General features: G+C 37.7%; 19 protein-coding genes. 18 read left to right on the top strand and 1 reads right to left on the bottom strand.

Annotated elements, in window-relative coordinates; genetic code table 11:
* Positions 1 to 10 precede the first annotated feature (10 nt).
* The 14 genes from smpB (at position 11) to IGJ37_RS09850 (ending at position 11,078) form a co-directional block, all read left to right on the top strand.
* On the top strand, positions 11 to 475 hold the full coding sequence (smpB, locus tag IGJ37_RS09915; protein ID WP_002356550.1) for an SsrA-binding protein SmpB: 465 nt from the start codon (positions 11 to 13) through the stop codon (positions 473 to 475).
* A gap of 302 nt (positions 476 to 777) precedes the next feature.
* On the top strand, positions 778 to 1,497 hold the full coding sequence (gene atpB / locus IGJ37_RS09910) for a F0F1 ATP synthase subunit A (protein ID WP_002356551.1): 720 nt from the start codon (positions 778 to 780) through the stop codon (positions 1,495 to 1,497).
* A gap of 48 nt (positions 1,498 to 1,545) precedes the next feature.
* Positions 1,546 to 1,767, top strand: coding sequence for an ATP synthase F0 subunit C (atpE, locus tag IGJ37_RS09905; RefSeq protein ID WP_002356552.1), 222 nt, complete (start codon positions 1,546 to 1,548; stop codon positions 1,765 to 1,767).
* Positions 1,768 to 1,904: 137 nt separating this feature from the next.
* Positions 1,905 to 2,435: a F0F1 ATP synthase subunit B gene (gene atpF / locus IGJ37_RS09900; protein ID WP_002365031.1), complete on the top strand. Its 531-nt coding sequence runs from the start codon at positions 1,905 to 1,907 to the stop codon at positions 2,433 to 2,435.
* The gene (atpH, locus tag IGJ37_RS09895) at positions 2,422 to 2,964 is read left to right on the top strand and encodes an ATP synthase F1 subunit delta (RefSeq protein ID WP_002356554.1); all 543 of its coding nucleotides are present in this window, start codon (positions 2,422 to 2,424) and stop codon (positions 2,962 to 2,964) included. The genes atpF and atpH overlap by 14 nt, the downstream gene beginning before the upstream one ends.
* 28 nt (positions 2,965 to 2,992) lie before the next feature.
* Positions 2,993 to 4,549, top strand: coding sequence for a F0F1 ATP synthase subunit alpha (gene atpA, locus IGJ37_RS09890; RefSeq protein WP_002356555.1), 1,557 nt, complete (start codon positions 2,993 to 2,995; stop codon positions 4,547 to 4,549).
* Between the two features lie 15 nt (positions 4,550 to 4,564).
* Positions 4,565 to 5,473 carry a F0F1 ATP synthase subunit gamma gene (locus IGJ37_RS09885; RefSeq protein ID WP_002359606.1) on the top strand — a complete coding sequence of 303 codons (909 nt, stop codon included), beginning with the start codon at positions 4,565 to 4,567 and terminating at the stop codon, positions 5,471 to 5,473.
* A gap of 73 nt (positions 5,474 to 5,546) precedes the next feature.
* Positions 5,547 to 6,953 (top strand): F0F1 ATP synthase subunit beta, encoded by a 1,407-nt coding sequence (gene atpD / locus IGJ37_RS09880; RefSeq protein ID WP_002356558.1) that lies wholly within the window; start codon positions 5,547 to 5,549, stop codon positions 6,951 to 6,953.
* A 16-nt stretch (positions 6,954 to 6,969) separates the two neighbouring features.
* The gene (locus tag IGJ37_RS09875; protein WP_002356559.1) at positions 6,970 to 7,389 is read left to right on the top strand and encodes a F0F1 ATP synthase subunit epsilon; all 420 of its coding nucleotides are present in this window, start codon (positions 6,970 to 6,972) and stop codon (positions 7,387 to 7,389) included.
* Between the two features lie 188 nt (positions 7,390 to 7,577).
* The gene (locus IGJ37_RS09870; RefSeq protein WP_002356560.1) at positions 7,578 to 7,814 is read left to right on the top strand and encodes a DUF1146 family protein; all 237 of its coding nucleotides are present in this window, start codon (positions 7,578 to 7,580) and stop codon (positions 7,812 to 7,814) included.
* Between the two features lie 102 nt (positions 7,815 to 7,916).
* Positions 7,917 to 9,218 carry a UDP-N-acetylglucosamine 1-carboxyvinyltransferase gene (gene murA / locus IGJ37_RS09865; RefSeq protein ID WP_002356562.1) on the top strand — a complete coding sequence of 434 codons (1,302 nt, stop codon included), beginning with the start codon at positions 7,917 to 7,919 and terminating at the stop codon, positions 9,216 to 9,218.
* Positions 9,219 to 9,231: 13 nt separating this feature from the next.
* Complete coding sequence (locus IGJ37_RS09860; protein WP_002356564.1) at positions 9,232 to 9,408, top strand: DNA-directed RNA polymerase subunit beta; 177 nt, start codon at positions 9,232 to 9,234, stop codon at positions 9,406 to 9,408.
* Between the two features lie 127 nt (positions 9,409 to 9,535).
* Positions 9,536 to 9,904, top strand: coding sequence for a PTS glucitol/sorbitol transporter subunit IIA (locus IGJ37_RS09855; protein ID WP_002356567.1), 369 nt, complete (start codon positions 9,536 to 9,538; stop codon positions 9,902 to 9,904).
* Positions 9,905 to 9,908: 4 nt separating this feature from the next.
* Complete coding sequence (locus IGJ37_RS09850) at positions 9,909 to 11,078, top strand: AI-2E family transporter (protein WP_430598913.1); 1,170 nt, start codon at positions 9,909 to 9,911, stop codon at positions 11,076 to 11,078.
* A gap of 61 nt (positions 11,079 to 11,139) precedes the next feature.
* Here IGJ37_RS09850 and IGJ37_RS09845 read toward each other — a convergent pair whose 3' ends face one another.
* A complete protein-coding gene (locus IGJ37_RS09845; RefSeq protein ID WP_252671559.1) occupies positions 11,140 to 11,766 on the bottom strand; it encodes an FMN-dependent NADH-azoreductase in 627 nt (208 codons plus the stop codon).
* A gap of 301 nt (positions 11,767 to 12,067) precedes the next feature.
* Between IGJ37_RS09845 and licT the strand changes: the two genes are divergently transcribed.
* The 4 genes from licT to IGJ37_RS09825 all read left to right on the top strand — a co-directional run bounded on the left by licT (position 12,068) and on the right by IGJ37_RS09825 (position 17,174).
* Complete coding sequence (gene licT, locus IGJ37_RS09840) at positions 12,068 to 12,910, top strand: BglG family transcription antiterminator LicT (protein WP_325815091.1); 843 nt, start codon at positions 12,068 to 12,070, stop codon at positions 12,908 to 12,910.
* Positions 12,911 to 13,072: 162 nt separating this feature from the next.
* Positions 13,073 to 14,953, top strand: coding sequence for a beta-glucoside-specific PTS transporter subunit IIABC (locus IGJ37_RS09835; protein ID WP_002359609.1), 1,881 nt, complete (start codon positions 13,073 to 13,075; stop codon positions 14,951 to 14,953).
* Positions 14,954 to 14,977: 24 nt separating this feature from the next.
* A complete protein-coding gene (locus tag IGJ37_RS09830; RefSeq protein WP_252671560.1) occupies positions 14,978 to 16,423 on the top strand; it encodes a glycoside hydrolase family 1 protein in 1,446 nt (481 codons plus the stop codon).
* Between the two features lie 181 nt (positions 16,424 to 16,604).
* On the top strand, positions 16,605 to 17,174 hold the full coding sequence (locus IGJ37_RS09825) for a guanylate kinase (protein WP_010821762.1): 570 nt from the start codon (positions 16,605 to 16,607) through the stop codon (positions 17,172 to 17,174).
* Positions 17,175 to 17,191: the final 17 nt, after the last annotated feature.

The following is a 17,191-nucleotide window of genomic DNA, read 5'->3' as shown; positions in this document are numbered from 1 at the left end:
GAGGTCGCTTATGCCAAAAGGGGAAGGAAAATTAATCGCACAAAACCGCAAAGCTAGACATGATTATTCAATTATCGATACGGTTGAAGCAGGTCTTGTTTTACAAGGAACAGAAATCAAATCTATTCGTAATGGTCGTATCAATTTAAAAGATGGTTTTGCACGAATTCGAAACGGAGAAGCCTTTTTGTATAATGTTCATATTAGTCCATATGAACAAGGCAATATTTTTAATCATGACCCATTACGTACCAGAAAATTATTATTACACAAAAAACAAATTAATAAGTTAATCGGCGAAACCAAAAATACAGGTATCACATTAGTACCTTTGAAGGTCTATATTAAAGACGGCTATGCCAAAGTTTTGATTGGTTTAGCTAAAGGGAAAAAGCAGTACGACAAGCGTGAAGACTTGAAACGTAAGGAAGTTGACCGACAAATCAGCCGAACATTAAAAAATAACCGACGTTAAAAATGTAAATTTATTCTTTTTCGCATATTTGCTTGCCTTTCTTCGGATTAGGTGTAAAATCTGGTAAGTGTTGAGTAAATGAATGTAAATGATTCATTTTTTAATCGCTTCGGAAAGCAGTACCACCCTGCATTAGATTGGTTTATGGAAAAGGTTTTCCAACCAATTTTCAACACATGAAATTTTAAAAGTAAACTATTTGTAAATTATCAACAAGTGGTGGTACGATAGCTTTGCCAGGGATTATCACTCAGGAGTAGGATGAAACTTCTGAAAGATTGTTGGAAAAGAGGTGAATTGATTTGGAAGAGAAGAAATTACTCTTCAATATCGGACCAATTTGGTTTGATGGAACCATTGTTTTGATGGTGCTGTTGACGTGTATCATTGTTTTCGCCTTTGTCTATGCTTGTACGAGAAATATGAAGCTACGACCTAAAGGCAAACAAACGGTCATCGAATGGTTAGTGGATTTTATTCGTGGAATCATTACAGACAATTTACCTCGTAAAGAAGTGAGCAATTTTCATTTAATGGCGTTTACCCTTTTCATGTTTGTGCTTGTTTCAAACATCTTGGGTCTCGTTACAAAAATCGTTGTGGGCGACGATCTCAGCGTTTGGAAAAGTCCAACCGCCGATCCAATCGTAACCTTAACGTTAGCGATGATGATGATTGTCTTAACACACTTCTTTGGTATGAAACGCTTTGGTTTTAAAGGCTATCTAGTTAATAGTTATTTAAGACCCGTTGGTTTCTTACTACCGGTAAAATTAATGGAAGAATTCACGAATCTATTAACATTAGGCTTGCGTTTGTACGGAAACATTTTTGCCGGCGAAGTTCTATTGGGCTTGATTGCTGGAACCGTAGCAAGCGTTGGATTATGGGTTATCCCACTAGCAATTCCGCTAGAAATGATTTGGGTAGCATTCTCAATCTTTATTGGATGTATCCAAGCGTTTATCTTTGTGACACTTTCAATGGTTTATATGTCACACAAAATTGAAACAGAAGAATAATCAAGAAATACGAAGGACAAAAATTATCTTTTAGGAGGATTTTACACAATGGAAGGATTAAATTTTATCGCAGCAGCAATTGCAATTTTCGGTTCAGCTATCGGAGCCGCTATCGGTAACGGACAAGTTATTTCAAAAACAATCGAGTCAATGACTCGTCAACCAGAAATGTCTGGTCAATTAAGAACAACAATGTTTATCGGGGTCGCTTTAATCGAAGCTGTGCCAATTTTAGGTGTCGTTGTTTCTTTATTACTTTTATTCAGATAAGCAATAAAATGGAGGCAGGACGCTGATTATTATCGGGACCGTCACTGCTTTCTTCTATCTTTAGCCTTTTCAATAGCTGGTGATAAAGCAGTTGAAGAAGCTAAATCGATTTTTGCAGGAAAGGAAGTTGAGACTTCATGCTACTTACTACATTGGTAGTCGGTGAAACGGCTCCTAGTACCACACTAGGCACGATGATTGTTGTCAGTGGTGCATTTTTAATCTTGATGCTCTTATTAAAGAAATATGCATGGGGAGCAATCGTAGATATTTTGACACAACGTGAAGAAAAAATTGCCAACGATTTAGACTCTGCAGAACAATCTCGCGTAGCAGCAGCGAAAATGGAAAAAGAACGTCAACAACAATTACTTTCTTCCAGATCAGAAGCAGCTGAAATTATTAAAAACGCGAAAGAAAGTGGAGAACAGACTCGCCAAAAAACATTAAAAGAAACAACTGCGGAAGTTACTCGCTTACGCGAAAAAGCTCGGACAGATATTTCTCAAGAACGTGAAGAAGCATTGTCTTCAGTAAAAAATGAAGTGGCAGATCTTTCTCTTCAAATTGCAGCCAAAATTTTAAATAAAGAATTAACACCAGATGCACATGAAGCATTGATTGATTCTTATATTGAAAGTTTAGGTAAAGCAAATGAAACTAGATAAATATACAGTTGGTAAACGCTACGGCAAGGCTTTGTTTGAGTTGGCAGTTGAAAAGAACCAAGCTGAAGCAATTTATCAAGAATTATTGACGCTTCGCGAAGTCTATCACCAAGTACCTGGTATTGGCGATATTTTAAGTGATGATCGCTTAGAGCCTTATGAAAAAGACAGCATCATGGAAAAACTAGTAACAGGTTTTAGTGAAATGATGCAAAACTTTTTGCGAGTGGTTTACGAATATCGTCGCATGTACGATCTGCTCTTGATGATTGATGAATATGAACGACGTTATGATGAGCACCAAGGACTAATTTTGGGTTCAGTGACAACAGCCATTCCTTTATCAAAAGAACAACATCAAGCAATGGAAGAAAAAGCTGCCCAATTATTAGGGTATGAACAAGCGCATTTAGTCAATTTAATTGACCCGTCAATTGTCGGCGGAGTGGTTATTGAAGCAAACCATCAAGTAATCGATGGCAGCATCCGCAAACAATTAGAACATATGCAGCAGAAGTTATTAAAATAATCTTTAGGACTACAAAGAGGTGAATTGAATGGCTATCAAAGCAGAAGAAATCAGTGCCTTGATTAAAGAACAAATCGAAAACTATCAACAACAGCTTGCTGTTGAAGAAGTTGGAACAGTCACTTACGTCGGTGACGGAATTGCCCGCGCCCACGGTTTAGAAAATGCCATGAGTGGAGAACTTGTTGAGTTTTCAAACGGTTCATACGGAATGGCACAAAACTTAGAAACAAATGATGTAGGGATTATTATCCTTGGCGATTTTGAAACCATTCGTGAAGGAGATAAAGTACAACGCACAGGCAAAATCATGGAAGTACCCGTTGGGGAAGCTTTGATTGGCCGTGTTGTTAATCCATTAGGTCAACCATTAGATGGTTTAGGCGAAATTAAAACAGACAAAACACGTCCTGTGGAAGCAACAGCTCCCGGTGTTATGCAACGTCAATCTGTTGCTGAACCAATGCAAACTGGCTTAAAAGCCATTGATGCCCTAGTACCAATTGGTCGTGGACAACGGGAATTAGTTATTGGAGACCGTAAAACAGGGAAAACATCGATTGCAATTGATACAATTATTAACCAAAAAGGACAAGATGTAATTTGTATTTATGTAGCGATTGGTCAAAAAGAATCTACTGTTCGTAACCAAGTAGAGACACTTCGTAAATTTGGTGCCTTAGATTATACAATCGTTGTGACTGCAGGGGCTTCACAACCAGCACCATTACTTTACATTGCACCGTATGCAGGAACTGCAATGGGTGAAGAATTCATGTATAACGGCAAACATGTCTTAATTATTTTTGATGACTTATCAAAACAAGCCGTGGCTTATCGTGAACTTTCTCTACTATTACGCCGTCCACCAGGTCGTGAAGCTTATCCAGGGGATGTCTTCTATTTACACTCACGTTTATTAGAACGTGCAGCTAAATTAAGTGATGAATTAGGTGGCGGCTCAATGACAGCCTTACCATTCGTTGAAACACAAGCAGGCGATATTTCTGCTTATATTCCAACAAACGTTATTTCAATCACTGATGGACAAATTTTCTTAGAAAGCGACTTGTTCTATGCAGGCACTCGTCCAGCCGTTGATGCTGGGTTATCGGTTTCTCGGGTCGGAGGATCAGCGCAAATCAAAGCAATGAAAAAAGTTGCCGGAACGCTTCGTTTAGACTTAGCTAGTTACCGTGAGTTAGAAGCCTTTACACAATTTGGCTCTGATTTAGATGCGGCAACACAAGCTAAATTAAACCGTGGTCGTCGTACGGTAGAAATTTTAAAACAAAAACTACATGCGCCACTGCCTGTAGAAAAACAAGTCTTAATTTTATATGCGTTAACACACGGCTTTTTAGATAGCGTGAGCGTAGATAAAATTTTACACTTTGAACAAGATTTATTCGATTATTTTGATGGCAAACATGCAGACTTATTGGAAACCATTCGTACTACGAAAGACTTACCAGATACTGATGCATTAGATGCAGCGATTACAGAGTTTTCTGAAATGTTTGCAGCGGCAAACAATAGCGGAGATTCAGCCAAAGAAGCTTTAGAAAAAATCGATAACGCATAAGAGAGGTGAGCGACATTGGGTGCTTCATTAAACGAAATCAAACAACGCATTGCATCAACAAAAAAGACAAGCCAAATTACCAAAGCGATGCAAATGGTTTCTGCAGCCAAATTGACCAAGTCAGAAGGCGCCTCTAAAAGCTTTCAAGAATATTCTTCAAAAATTCGTAGTGTCGTTACGCATTTAGTAGCTGCTCAGTTAAGTGAATTACGTGAAACAGAACAATCTTCTCTTAGTGAAGGGAACTATCATGTGATGTTAGCACAACGACCTGTCAAAAAAACAGGCTATATCGTTATCACTTCTGACAAAGGGTTAGTTGGTGGCTACAATAGCTCAATCTTAAAACAAACCATGAGTATGATTCAAGAAGACCATGATTCTAATAAAGAATATGCCTTAATCGCTATTGGTGGTACAGGGGCGGATTTCTTTAAAGCACGCGGAATCGATGTTTCCTATGAGCTAAGAGGCTTAACGGATCAACCAACGTTTGAAGAAGTCCGTAAGATTGTGACAACGGCAACGACTATGTACCAAAACGAAGTGTTTGATGAATTGTATGTTTGTTATAATCACCACGTTAACTCACTAACGAGTCAGTTTCGTGTGGAAAAAATGTTGCCAATTACTGATTTAGATCCATCAGAGGCGACCTCTTACGAACAAGAATATCTTTTAGAGCCTTCACCTGAAGCAATCTTGGATCAATTATTACCACAATATGCAGAAAGCTTAATTTATGGGGCGATCATTGATGCGAAAACAGCAGAACATGCTGCTGGGATGACCGCCATGAAAACAGCCACTGACAATGCGCAAAATATTATTAGCGATTTAACAATTTCTTATAACCGTGCTCGTCAAGGGGCGATTACCCAAGAAATTACAGAAATTGTTGCTGGTGCAGCTGCACTAGAATAATCTAGTCTTACGTTTGAACGTTTATAAAAACGTTCAAAGCGTGTGACTTTATGAAGACTGGAGGAAAGAAATTATGAGTTCAGGAAAGATTGTTCAAGTAATCGGTCCCGTTGTTGACGTGGAATTTTCATTAGATCAATCCTTACCCGATATTAACAACGCTTTAGTCGTTTATAAAAATGGCGAAGCAAAACAAAAAGTAGTACTTGAAGTCGCTTTAGAACTAGGTGATGGAGTGATTCGTTCTATCGCTATGGAATCGACAGATGGTTTACAACGTGGAATGGAAGTTATCGATACAGGAAAATCAATTTCAGTTCCTGTTGGTAAAGATACATTAGGTCGTGTGTTTAACGTTTTAGGAGACACAATTGACTTAGAAGCGCCATTCCCTGCAGATGCTGAACGTAGTGGGATTCATAAAAAAGCGCCAGCATTTGATGAATTAAGTACCAGTAATGAAATTTTAGAAACAGGGATTAAAGTTATTGACTTATTAGCACCTTATCTAAAAGGTGGTAAAGTCGGACTTTTCGGTGGTGCCGGTGTTGGTAAAACCGTCTTAATTCAAGAATTAATTCATAATATTGCCCAAGAACATGGAGGGATTTCCGTCTTTACTGGTGTTGGTGAACGGACACGTGAAGGGAACGACCTGTACTATGAAATGAAAGATTCAGGCGTTATTGAAAAAACAGCCATGGTTTTTGGTCAAATGAACGAACCACCAGGTGCACGGATGCGTGTGGCTTTAACTGGGTTAACGATTGCTGAATATTTCCGTGATGTGGAAGGACAAGACGTGCTATTATTTATTGATAACATTTTCCGTTTCACACAAGCCGGTTCAGAAGTTTCTGCCCTTTTAGGTCGGATGCCGTCAGCCGTTGGTTACCAACCAACCTTAGCGACTGAAATGGGACAATTACAAGAACGGATTACTTCAACGAAAAAAGGATCAATTACCTCTATTCAAGCAATCTATGTTCCAGCCGATGACTATACCGATCCAGCGCCAGCAACAGCGTTTGCCCATTTGGATGCAACAACTAACTTGGAACGTAAATTAACCGAACAAGGGATTTATCCAGCGGTAGATCCGTTAGCTTCATCTTCTAGTGCCTTGGCTCCAGAAATTGTTGGAGAAGAACACTACGAAGTGGCTACCGAAGTGCAACATATTTTACAACGTTACCGTGAATTACAAGATATCATCGCTATTTTAGGGATGGACGAATTATCAGATGACGAAAAAGTACTTGTTGGTCGCGCACGCCGTGTTCAATTCTTCTTATCTCAAAACTTTAACGTTGCTGAACAATTTACAGGTCAACCTGGTTCTTATGTACCAGTTGCGGAAACAGTTCGTGGCTTTAAAGAAATTCTTGAAGGTAAACATGATAATCTGCCAGAAGAAGCCTTCCGTAGTGTCGGTAAAATTGAAGATGCCATCGAAAAAGCGAAACAATTAAACTACTAGAAAGGCGGCAAACACAATGGATAGTCTTACTGTGAATGTAGTAACGCCTAATGGTCTAGTTTATGACCACCATGCAAAAATCGTTGTGGCGAAAACAACAGATGGTGAAATTGGTATTTTACCAAAACATGCGCCAATCATCGTTCCGCTAGCGATTGATGAAGTCCGCATCAAACGGACCGATTCAGATACACATGTTGACTGGGTAGCTGTAAATGGTGGTATCATGGAAGTCCGTGATAATGTCGTTTCTATTATTGCCGATAGTGCCGAACGTGAACGAGATATCGATGTACCTCGTGCTGAACGAGCAAAACAACGAGCAGAACGTTTAATTGAAGAAGCCAAAGCAAAAGATGACCGCGATCAACTACGTCGTGCGACTGTTGCTTTGCATCGTGCAATCAACCGGATCAACGTATCGAAACATGGGTAAAAAAGGCTGAAGGATTCAGTCACTTTTGTAGAGTTTAAGGCGCTTGCTATTGAGTCAGGTGCCTTAAACTCTATTTCTTCGTATTTTTTAATAAATAGTGTCAAATTTTGGCATTTCAAGTGGATAAATTATCGGTTTTTATTATTTTGTGATAAAATGTTCCTACGTTAGAAAAAAGGAGGCTCCTTATGCAATACTATGGAGTAGATGCTATTGTTCGAATCGTTAGTCATCTTATGTTCATTTACATAAGTTTTTGGGCGTTGCAATCATTGCGTATTGAGCAATTTTTCAAAACCCAATTTACACCGCAAATTAGAATGCTGATGGTATTTTTCGCCATCGCTATCGGATACACAGTTAGCTCGTTTGCTTTAGAATTGATTGCGCTTTGTCGAAATCTTTTCATTGTGTATTTTCCTTAAAAATTGAAAAATAAAAAAAGGTACAATTTTTAGTTGAATAATGGTATAATAGTAAAGATTTTGAATAGGAATACCTATTCTCATTTTTTTGGGGGGAACAAAATGGAACAAATTATTGTTCATGGTGGTAATACAAAATTAGAAGGAACTGTAAAAATTGAAGGCGCCAAAAACGCTGTTTTACCAATTTTAGCAGCTACTCTTTTAGCTGAAGAAGGCGTTACTACTTTAAAGAATGTACCAATTTTATCTGATGTATTTACAATGAATCAAGTAATTAAGCATTTGAATGTAGCCATTGATTTTGATGAAGACGCGAATGAAGTAACAATAGACGCAACACAACCTTTAGGGATCGAAGCAAACTATGAGTACGTTAGTAAAATGCGTGCTTCTATCGTTGTAATGGGACCTTTATTGGCTCGTAATGGTCATGCCAAAGTGGCAATGCCAGGTGGCTGTGCCATTGGCAAACGACCAATTGATTTACACTTAAAAGGCTTCCAAGCATTAGGTGCAAAAATCATCCAAAAAAATGGTTATATTGAAGCAATTGCGGATGAACTAATCGGTAACACTATTTACTTAGACTTCCCAAGTGTCGGCGCTACGCAAAATATTATGATGGCTGCTGTTCGTGCGAAAGGAACAACCATCATTGAAAACGTTGCTCGTGAACCTGAAATCGTTGACTTAGCAAACATTTTAAACAAAATGGGTGCCAATGTTATCGGTGCTGGGACAGAAACGATGCGTATCGAAGGCGTCGATAAATTACATGCCGTAGAGCATTCAATCGTTCAAGATCGAATTGAAGCAGGTACGTTCATGGTAGCTGCAGCAATGACTGAGGGCAATGTTTTAATTGAAGAAGCAATTTCTGAACATAATCGTCCGCTAATTTCTAAATTAACTGAAATGGGTGCAATCATTGAAGAAGAAGAAAACGGCATCCGTGTAATTGGACCAAAACATCTAAAACCAACAGATGTTAAGACAATGCCGCATCCTGGTTTCCCAACAGACATGCAAGCACAAATGACAGCAATCCAAATGTTTGCTGAAGGAACAAGCATCGTGACAGAAACAGTCTTTGAAAATCGTTACCAACACTTAGAGGAAATGCGTCGAATGAACGCTGACTTAAAAATTGACGGCAACATTGCCGTTATTAATGGTGGCAACGAGTTACAAGGAGCAGCAGTGGAAGCCACTGATTTACGGGCAGCTGCCGCATTGATTTTAGTAGGGTTACGTGCAAATGGCATTACACGTGTCTCTAATTTGAAATATTTAGATCGTGGCTATTATGAGTTCCATAAAAAACTTCAAAAATTAGGCGCGAACGTTGAACGTGTCAATGATGAAAAAATTGAAGAAAAACAAGCAACGACAGTAATCTAAAGGAGTCAAACGTATGAGTTCATTTCGTTATATTTTAGTAACATTATTGAAAATTCTAGTGGTCATTTCGTTAGTCATTATCTTATTTGTTGTGGGAACAATGATTGGTTATGGTTTGATTGGAAATGGGAATCCAATGGATGTCTTTGATGAAAAAATTTGGACTCATATTATGAACTTCTTTAAATAAAAACTTATTTTAAGGCGGTGAACAAAAGTCAATTGACGATTGTTCACCGCCTTTTCTTTTTCCTGAATATCTATTTTATTCTATGCTATAATAATAGAAGTAAGATAATGAAGGAGTGGGATGGAAGATGCAAGCAACCGTAACAGAAATAGGCAAACATGCAATCGATGATTCAGAAAAAATGATTATTCTTTTTGGAGAAACTGCTACCGATACCTTGAAGCAACATGCAGTTATTCAATCATTCCCAGAAAAAGACCAAGTTACCTTGGCAGAAGGAGATCATCTGAAAATTGGCGATACAAATTATACAATCACAAAAGTGGGTTCTTTTGCCAATAGTAACTTGCAAAGTATCGCTCACAGCACTTTAATCTTTGCTGATGCACCAACCGATGAGGATGATGTTATCCGAAATGGTGTTTATTTAACGCCCCATCAGTTACCAAAGATAACTATTGGAACAACAATTGATTACTTAGTAAATGGAGCGTGAATCAATGGATAAAAAACAAACGACTGATAAACGCCTGTCTTGGTTTTGGCGTTGGTTTTTAAATAATCAAGTAGTAACAGCCTTACTGATTGTCTTATTGGTGCTGTTAATTATTCTAACTTTTACGAAAGTTTCTTATTTATTTAAGCCCGTCTGGCAGTTTTTCGGCGTTGTCGGCTTACCAGTAATTATGGCGGGGATTTTATATTATTTATTAAATCCGATTGTCGATTATTTAGAGAAAAAACAAATCTCACGTGTCTGGAGTATTATCGGCCTATTTATTTTAATTGTGGCACTACTCATTTGGGGTGGTATTGTAATCGTTCCTAAAATTCGTGAGCAATCTGTCAGCTTTGTAAATCATTTTCCTCAATATATTGATACAATTGATCAAAAATCGCAGGAAATATTAAGTGATCCACTTTTCGCGCAATTTAGAGAACAACTTGAAGCGGCAGGCGATAAAGTTGTCAGTTCGTTAGGTACCATCATTAAAAACGTCTCAACGTTCACAGTACAAGGAATTGGTAATTTCTTTGGGGCGGTGGCTACGATCTTTGTCGCCATCATTACGATGCCGTTTATTCTATTTTATTTACTGAAAGATGGCAAAAACTTAGCGCCATATTTAATGAAGTTTTTACCAGTGAAGATGCGTAAACCAACCTTAAAAGTTCTTGCAGAAGTCAATGATCAAGTCTCTTCTTATATTAGAGGACAGTTAACTGTCGCTTTCGCAGTGGCAATTATGTTTATGATTGGTTTTTCTGTCATTGGCTTAGATTATGCAGTCACTTTAGGTATTGCAGCAGGCTTTTTAAATTTAATCCCTTATTTAGGGTCATTTTTAGCCATGATTCCAGCAGTCTTTTTAGGAATTGTCAGTGGGCCAGCTTTGTTAATTAAAGTCTTGATTGTTTTTGCCATTGAGCAAACGGTCGAAGGTCGGTTTATTTCACCACTTGTCCTAGGCAGTCAGTTATCCATTCATCCAGTCACCATTTTGGTTGTTTTATTAACGTCTGGTAAACTATTTGGGATTGTCGGGGTGATTTTAGGAATTCCTGTTTATGCCGCAGCTAAGGTGATAATTACACACATTTTTGAGTGGTACCAAATTGTTTCCGGTTTGTATGATGAAGATAAGCCATATCAACAAGAATCTACGTAACAAAAGAGACAAGCAGTGAACGAACTGCTTGTCTCTTTTTGATGTAAATCACTCGGAAAATTTAGAATGTTTTACCGTATTCAGTTGCTTTGGTCATAGCAGTATTTAAAAGTTCTTCCGCGCGATCAGGGAAATGATCGATTCCTTCGATGAATAATCCATCGACTTGCTCAACACCAATAAAGTTTAGAATCGCTTTAATGTATTGAGAAGCAAAATCTTTTCCTTCGTAGAAGCCGCCATTTGATTGGATGTGTAAGGCTTTTTTACCACTTGTCAGAGGTTTTGGTCCTTCTGCAGTATATTGGAATGTTTTTCCAGCAACGTTGATTGTATCTACCCAAGCTTTTAAGCGTGTCGGTACGTTTAAGTTCCACATTGGATTAGCAATTACTACTTTGTCTGCAGATAAAAATTGATCAGTTAATTCATTAAAACGAGCCACTTTTTGTTGTTGGTTTTCGCTTAATGTTTCAAATGCTGCGCCAGCGCGAAGTGCACCCCAAGCAGATAATAATTCTTCATTGATTTCCGGCATGTTTGTTTCTGGGGCATAAACATCTAAAATTTCGATTTCGTCTGATGGATTTGTTTCACGGTATGAAGCTAAAAATGTTTCTAACGCACGAACTGAGCGTGATTCTTCTTTTGTTAATGGATGTGCTTTAACAACTAATAATTTTGACATTGTGTAATCTCCTTAAAATAAATAGTTTAAAAATTCAACATCTCTATTTTACTAATAAAAAGTAAGAGAAAGCAAGTCTTTTTTTTACTTTTAGTAAACTTTTTTTTAAAATGGATCAAAAGAGTAAAAAATAAATAAAAATATTTTTTTGGAAAGGCTTGCATATTAAAAAAAAGCATGCTATTATTACTTTGTAAATAAGGATTGTTACTGCTTTGCAGGCAAAACCAGAGTCTTCCATTAACACAATCAGTGGAGGGATTCTGGGCTTTTTTTATAAAAAAGTGAGGTTGCATTCATCATGAGGATTGAAAAAGTTTTAAATAATAATGTCGTGCTTTCAAGAAATGAGCAAGGCGAAGAAATTGTTTATATGGGACGCGGCTTAGCCTTTCAAAAGAAGATTGGAGACACGATCAATCCAGATTATGTTGAAAAGGAATTCGTGTTAAAGGACTCCGCTATGGCAGGGCAATTCCAGCAGCTGTTTGAAGACGTCCCCACCAAAGAAGTAGAAGTCGTCAAACAAATCGTTGATTTAGCAGAAACAACGCTAGCGATTGAGCTTTCATCAAATATTTATTTAACTTTAACGGATCATATTCACTATGCGTTACTTCGAGCCAAAGAAGGAATTGATATTACGAATCCTCTTGTATTCGAAACACGCAAATTTTATCCTAAAGAATTTGAAATCGCAAAGCAAGCATTAGCGATTATTGCTGAAAAGCTAGGGGTTCAATTTTCAGAAAATGAAGCGGGCTTCATTGCTTTTCATATTGTGAATGCTGAACAAGGAAATGGCAATATGGAAGTTACCATGGAAGCAACCAAGATGGTTCGTGATATTTTAACGATTATTAGTCGCTACTTTGGACAGGTGTTTGATGAAGATTCATTGAACTATCAGCGAATTGTTACACATCTTCAATATTTTGCGCAACGTTATTTAAAACAAGAAGCGCATGATGATGAGGACGAATTTCTTTTTGCATTGGTCCAAGGAAAGTATCCTAAGGCGTTTCAAGCGGTCCAACGTATTAATGAGTATTTATTAAAAAGCTATGATCGACCAATTGATCAAGCGGAAATGATTTATTTAACCATTCATATCCAAAGAGTGGTCAATGATAAAAAAGCATAACAACCAATAATCGCGGATTGTTACTGATAATGCAGGCAAAACCTAGATTGAAAAAACCGATAACGATTTTCGCAGACTGCGCAGCTGTGAAGAGAAGGATCTGGCTCTTTTTCAATGTAGGTTTTTTTGATATTAAAAATTAATGGAAATGAGGATCTAGAGATGAGTAAAAATCAAGAAATTGCAGCACGTGTGTTAAAAGCTGTTGGGGGCGAAGGCAACGTTAATAGTGTTGTTCACTGTGCTACACGCTTACGTTTTAAATTAAAAGATGAAAATAAAGCAGATACTGCTGCATTGAATGCTGACCCAGATGTTATTCAGGTAGTTCAAAGTGCAGGACAATATCAAGTGGTTATTGGCAGTCACGTTAGTGATGTCTATAAGGATTTGATGGCCAACAGTGGACTAGGTAATGATTCTGATAATAGAGAAAAAGAAAGTGGCGGAAATATCTTTAACCGTTTAATTGATATTATTTCTTCTATTTTTACACCGTTTTTAGGTGCAATGGCCGGCGCTGGGGTTCTAAAAGGCTTCTTAACATTGGCTGTAACTATGGGCTGGTTAGCTGACACTTCAGGCGTATATCTTGTTCTCTTTTCGATTGCAGATGGCTTATTTACTTTCTTACCAATTATGTTAGCGTTTACGGCTGCTAAAAAATTCAATACTAATCCCTTTTTAGCGGTTGCTTTGGCGATGGCCTTAGTTCATCCCAGCATTACTGCTTTAGCAGGCAAAACAATTAGCTTTGCTGGTCTTCCAGTGATTATTGGGCCAAGTGGCTATACTTCTTCGGTTTTACCAATTATTTTGGCTGTTTTTGCACAAAGTTATGTGGAACGTTTCTTCAAAAAAGTAATTCCGAGTTTTCTACAAATTATCTGCGTTCCGTTAGCTGTTTTCCTTATTATGGCACCTGTTACCTTCTTAGCTATTGGTCCTATCGGGACGGTCATCGGCGATTGGTTGGGACAAGGATACAACGCAATTTACGCTTTTAGTCCAATTATCGCAGGGTTATTAATGGGTTCGTTGTGGCAAGTCTTGGTAATGTTTGGTATGCATTGGGGCTTTGTACCAATTATGATGTTAAACTTAACACAAGGTGGCGATACGATGGTACCAATGTTATTACCAGCCGTTATTGCACAAGGCGGGGCTGCTTTAGCTGTCTTTTTCCTAACAAAAAATGTGAAACTAAAAGGTTTGGCTTTGTCTTCAAGTATTACGACTATTTTTGGAATTACTGAACCAACTGTATATGGCGTGACTTTACCATTGAAAAAACCATTTATTGCAGCTTGTATTGGTGGCGGTATCGGTGGTGCATTTGTAGCTATGAATCACGTGAAAAACTTTACGTTTGGCTTGGTTAGTATGTTGAGCTTACCTGGGTTTATTCCTGCAGAGACAAAAGATACTGCACCGATGATTACTGGTGCAATTGGTGCCGGAATTGCTTTTATCATTGCGTTTGTCTTAACGTTTGTCTTACGTTTTGAAGATCAACCTAATCCAGAAACAGCAACTGAAAAAACAGAAACTGATAAGATGGTGGCACCTGTAAAAACGAATCAAGAAGATAAAATTATTTTAGCAAGTCCACTTCAAGGTGAAATTTTACCGCTAGAAAAAGTACAAGACCCTGTTTTTGCTTCAGGTGCTTTAGGAAAAGGTGTTGCAATTGAGCCGACTGAAGGCAAACTGTATGCACCCGCAGATGGTGAAATCACCACATTATTTCCGACAGGACATGCTGTTGGCTTGACGACAACAGAGGGCGTTGAATTATTAATGCATATTGGCATGGATACGGTCGAATTAGATGGTAAAGGCTTTGAATTATCAGTGAAACAAGGTGATTCTGTTAAAAAAGGAGATTTGCTGGTTACTTTTGATATTGCTGCCATTAAAGAAGCTGGTTATCCAGTAGTTACACCGATTGTGGTAACGAATACGAATGATTATTTAGATGTTTTGGATATGAACCAAACAGACGTGTTACATGGTGAAGACTTTTTAGCCATTATTAAATAAAAGACAATTGGAGGAGGAACAAGTATGACAACAACGACAAAATTTCCAAAAGGATTTTTATGGGGCGGTGCGACCGCAGCCAATCAATTAGAAGGGGCCTATTTAGCCGATGGTAAAGGGTTATCTGTGGCAGATGCGATGCCTGGAGGAAAACAACGTTTCGCTATTTTAGGAGATGAAGCGTTTGATTGGACGATTGACGAAACGAAATATCGCTACCCTAATCATACAGGAATTGATCACTATGATCGCTTTAAAGAGGACATTGCGTTGTTTGCTAAAATGGGCTTCAAATGTTATCGATTTTCAATTGCGTGGTCGCGTATTTTTCCAAAAGGAGATGAAACACAACCGAATGAAGCCGGCTTGAAATTTTATGATGCGGTTATCGATGAATGCTTAAACTATAACATTGAACCAGTAATTACGATTTCTCATTATGAAATGCCACTGCATTTAGCGAAAGAATACGGCGGGTGGAAAAATCGTCAATTAGTTGACTTTTATGAACGTTTTGCGGAAACTGTTTTAACACGTTACCACCAAAAAGTTAACTATTGGATGACATTCAATGAAATTAATTCAGCTTTCCATTTCCCAGCACTTAGTCAAGGATTGGTGAAAAGCAATGGAGCCAATGATTATCAAAACATTTTCCAAGCCTGGCATAATCAATTTGTTGCAAGTAGTAAAGCTGTAAAAATTGGCCATGAATTAAATCCAGAATTAAAAATTGGATGTATGATTATTTATGCAACAACGTATGGCATTGATTCGAATCCAGTCAATCAAGTTGCTACAATGATTGAAAACCAAGAGTTTAATTATTATTGTACAGATGTTCAAGTTCGTGGTGAATATCCAGCATACGCAGAACGCATATATAAAAAATATGCTGTGAAAGACTTAGTCATTGAAGAAGGAGATTTAGAATTATTAAAAGAATACCCAGTGGATTACATTGGCTTTAGTTATTATATGTCGACTGCTGTCGATGTTACTGGTACTACCAACGATACAGCAGATGGGAATCTTTTAGGCGGCGTTAAAAATCCCTTCTTAGAAGCAAGTGAATGGGGTTGGCAAATTGATCCCGAAGGCTTACGAATTGCCCTAAATGAATTATATAATCGTTATCAAAAACCTTTATTTATTGTGGAAAACGGCTTAGGTGCAATTGATAAAGTAGACGAAAATTTCTATGTGGCAGACGACTATCGGATTGATTATTTACGTCGTCATATTGAAGCAATGGCAGAAGCAGTTGCAGACGGCGTCGATTTAATGGGCTATACGCCGTGGGGCTGTATTGATTTAGTCAGTGCTTCCACAGGTGAAATGAGTAAACGGTATGGGTTTATTTACGTTGATTTAGACGATGAAGGAAATGGTACTAAAAACCGTTATGAAAAAAAATCGTTTAATTGGTACAAACAAGTTATTGAAACTAATGGACAAAACTTAGACTAGTTATTGTAATTAAACAAAACAAGATAATCGTAATAGGTTGTTGCTTCTGATCCCGCCGTTTATTAATTTTTAAGCTTGGGCCAAAAATCCAAAGTGATTTTTGGCCCAAGCTCTTTTTTGTCAATTTTTCAAAATAGTGCACAATACGTTATAATAGAAACAACTGAGAGGAGCGTTTCTAATGATTAAGCAATTACAACATCCATTTTTTGTTATTATGGGTCCTAGTGGTTCTGGCAAGACCGCAATTACAAGTAAGGTTTTTCCGAAAAACTATAAAGTTATCTCGCATACTACGAGGAAAAAACGATTGGATGAAGTGGATGGCGTGGATTACTATTTTGAAACAAAAGCAAGTTTTCAAACCTTGATTGAAACCAATCAGTTAGTGGAGTATGATTTTTACCATGGAAACTATTACGGTGTCGGTGTAGCTGCCATCGTTGAAACAACGAAAGAGCATCCAGCCTATAATGCGTTAACTTTTCCGGGCTTTCAAGCGGTCTTTGAGCGTTTCGGCAAGTCCGTCATTCCAGTTTTTTTTGACGTTTCAAAAGAAAATATTTATCAACGTTTAAAACAACGAGAATCTGATCCTAAAATTATTGAAGAACGTTTAAACCTTTATGATCAAGAAATTCTTATCAAAAACCAATTGGAACAATATCCTAATTATCAACGAATAGATGCCAATGGACCTATAAAAGAGGTCGCTGGCTTGTTACAAGAATGCATCAAACACTATTATTAATCAAGCAACTGGTGAGA

This window comes from Enterococcus sp. AZ104, from assembly GCF_050546705.1.
GTDB lineage: Bacteria > Bacillota > Bacilli > Lactobacillales > Enterococcaceae > Enterococcus > Enterococcus faecalis.
The sequence above is the reverse complement of the archived record's forward strand: the minus strand, read 5'-3'. Positions and strand labels throughout refer to the sequence as shown.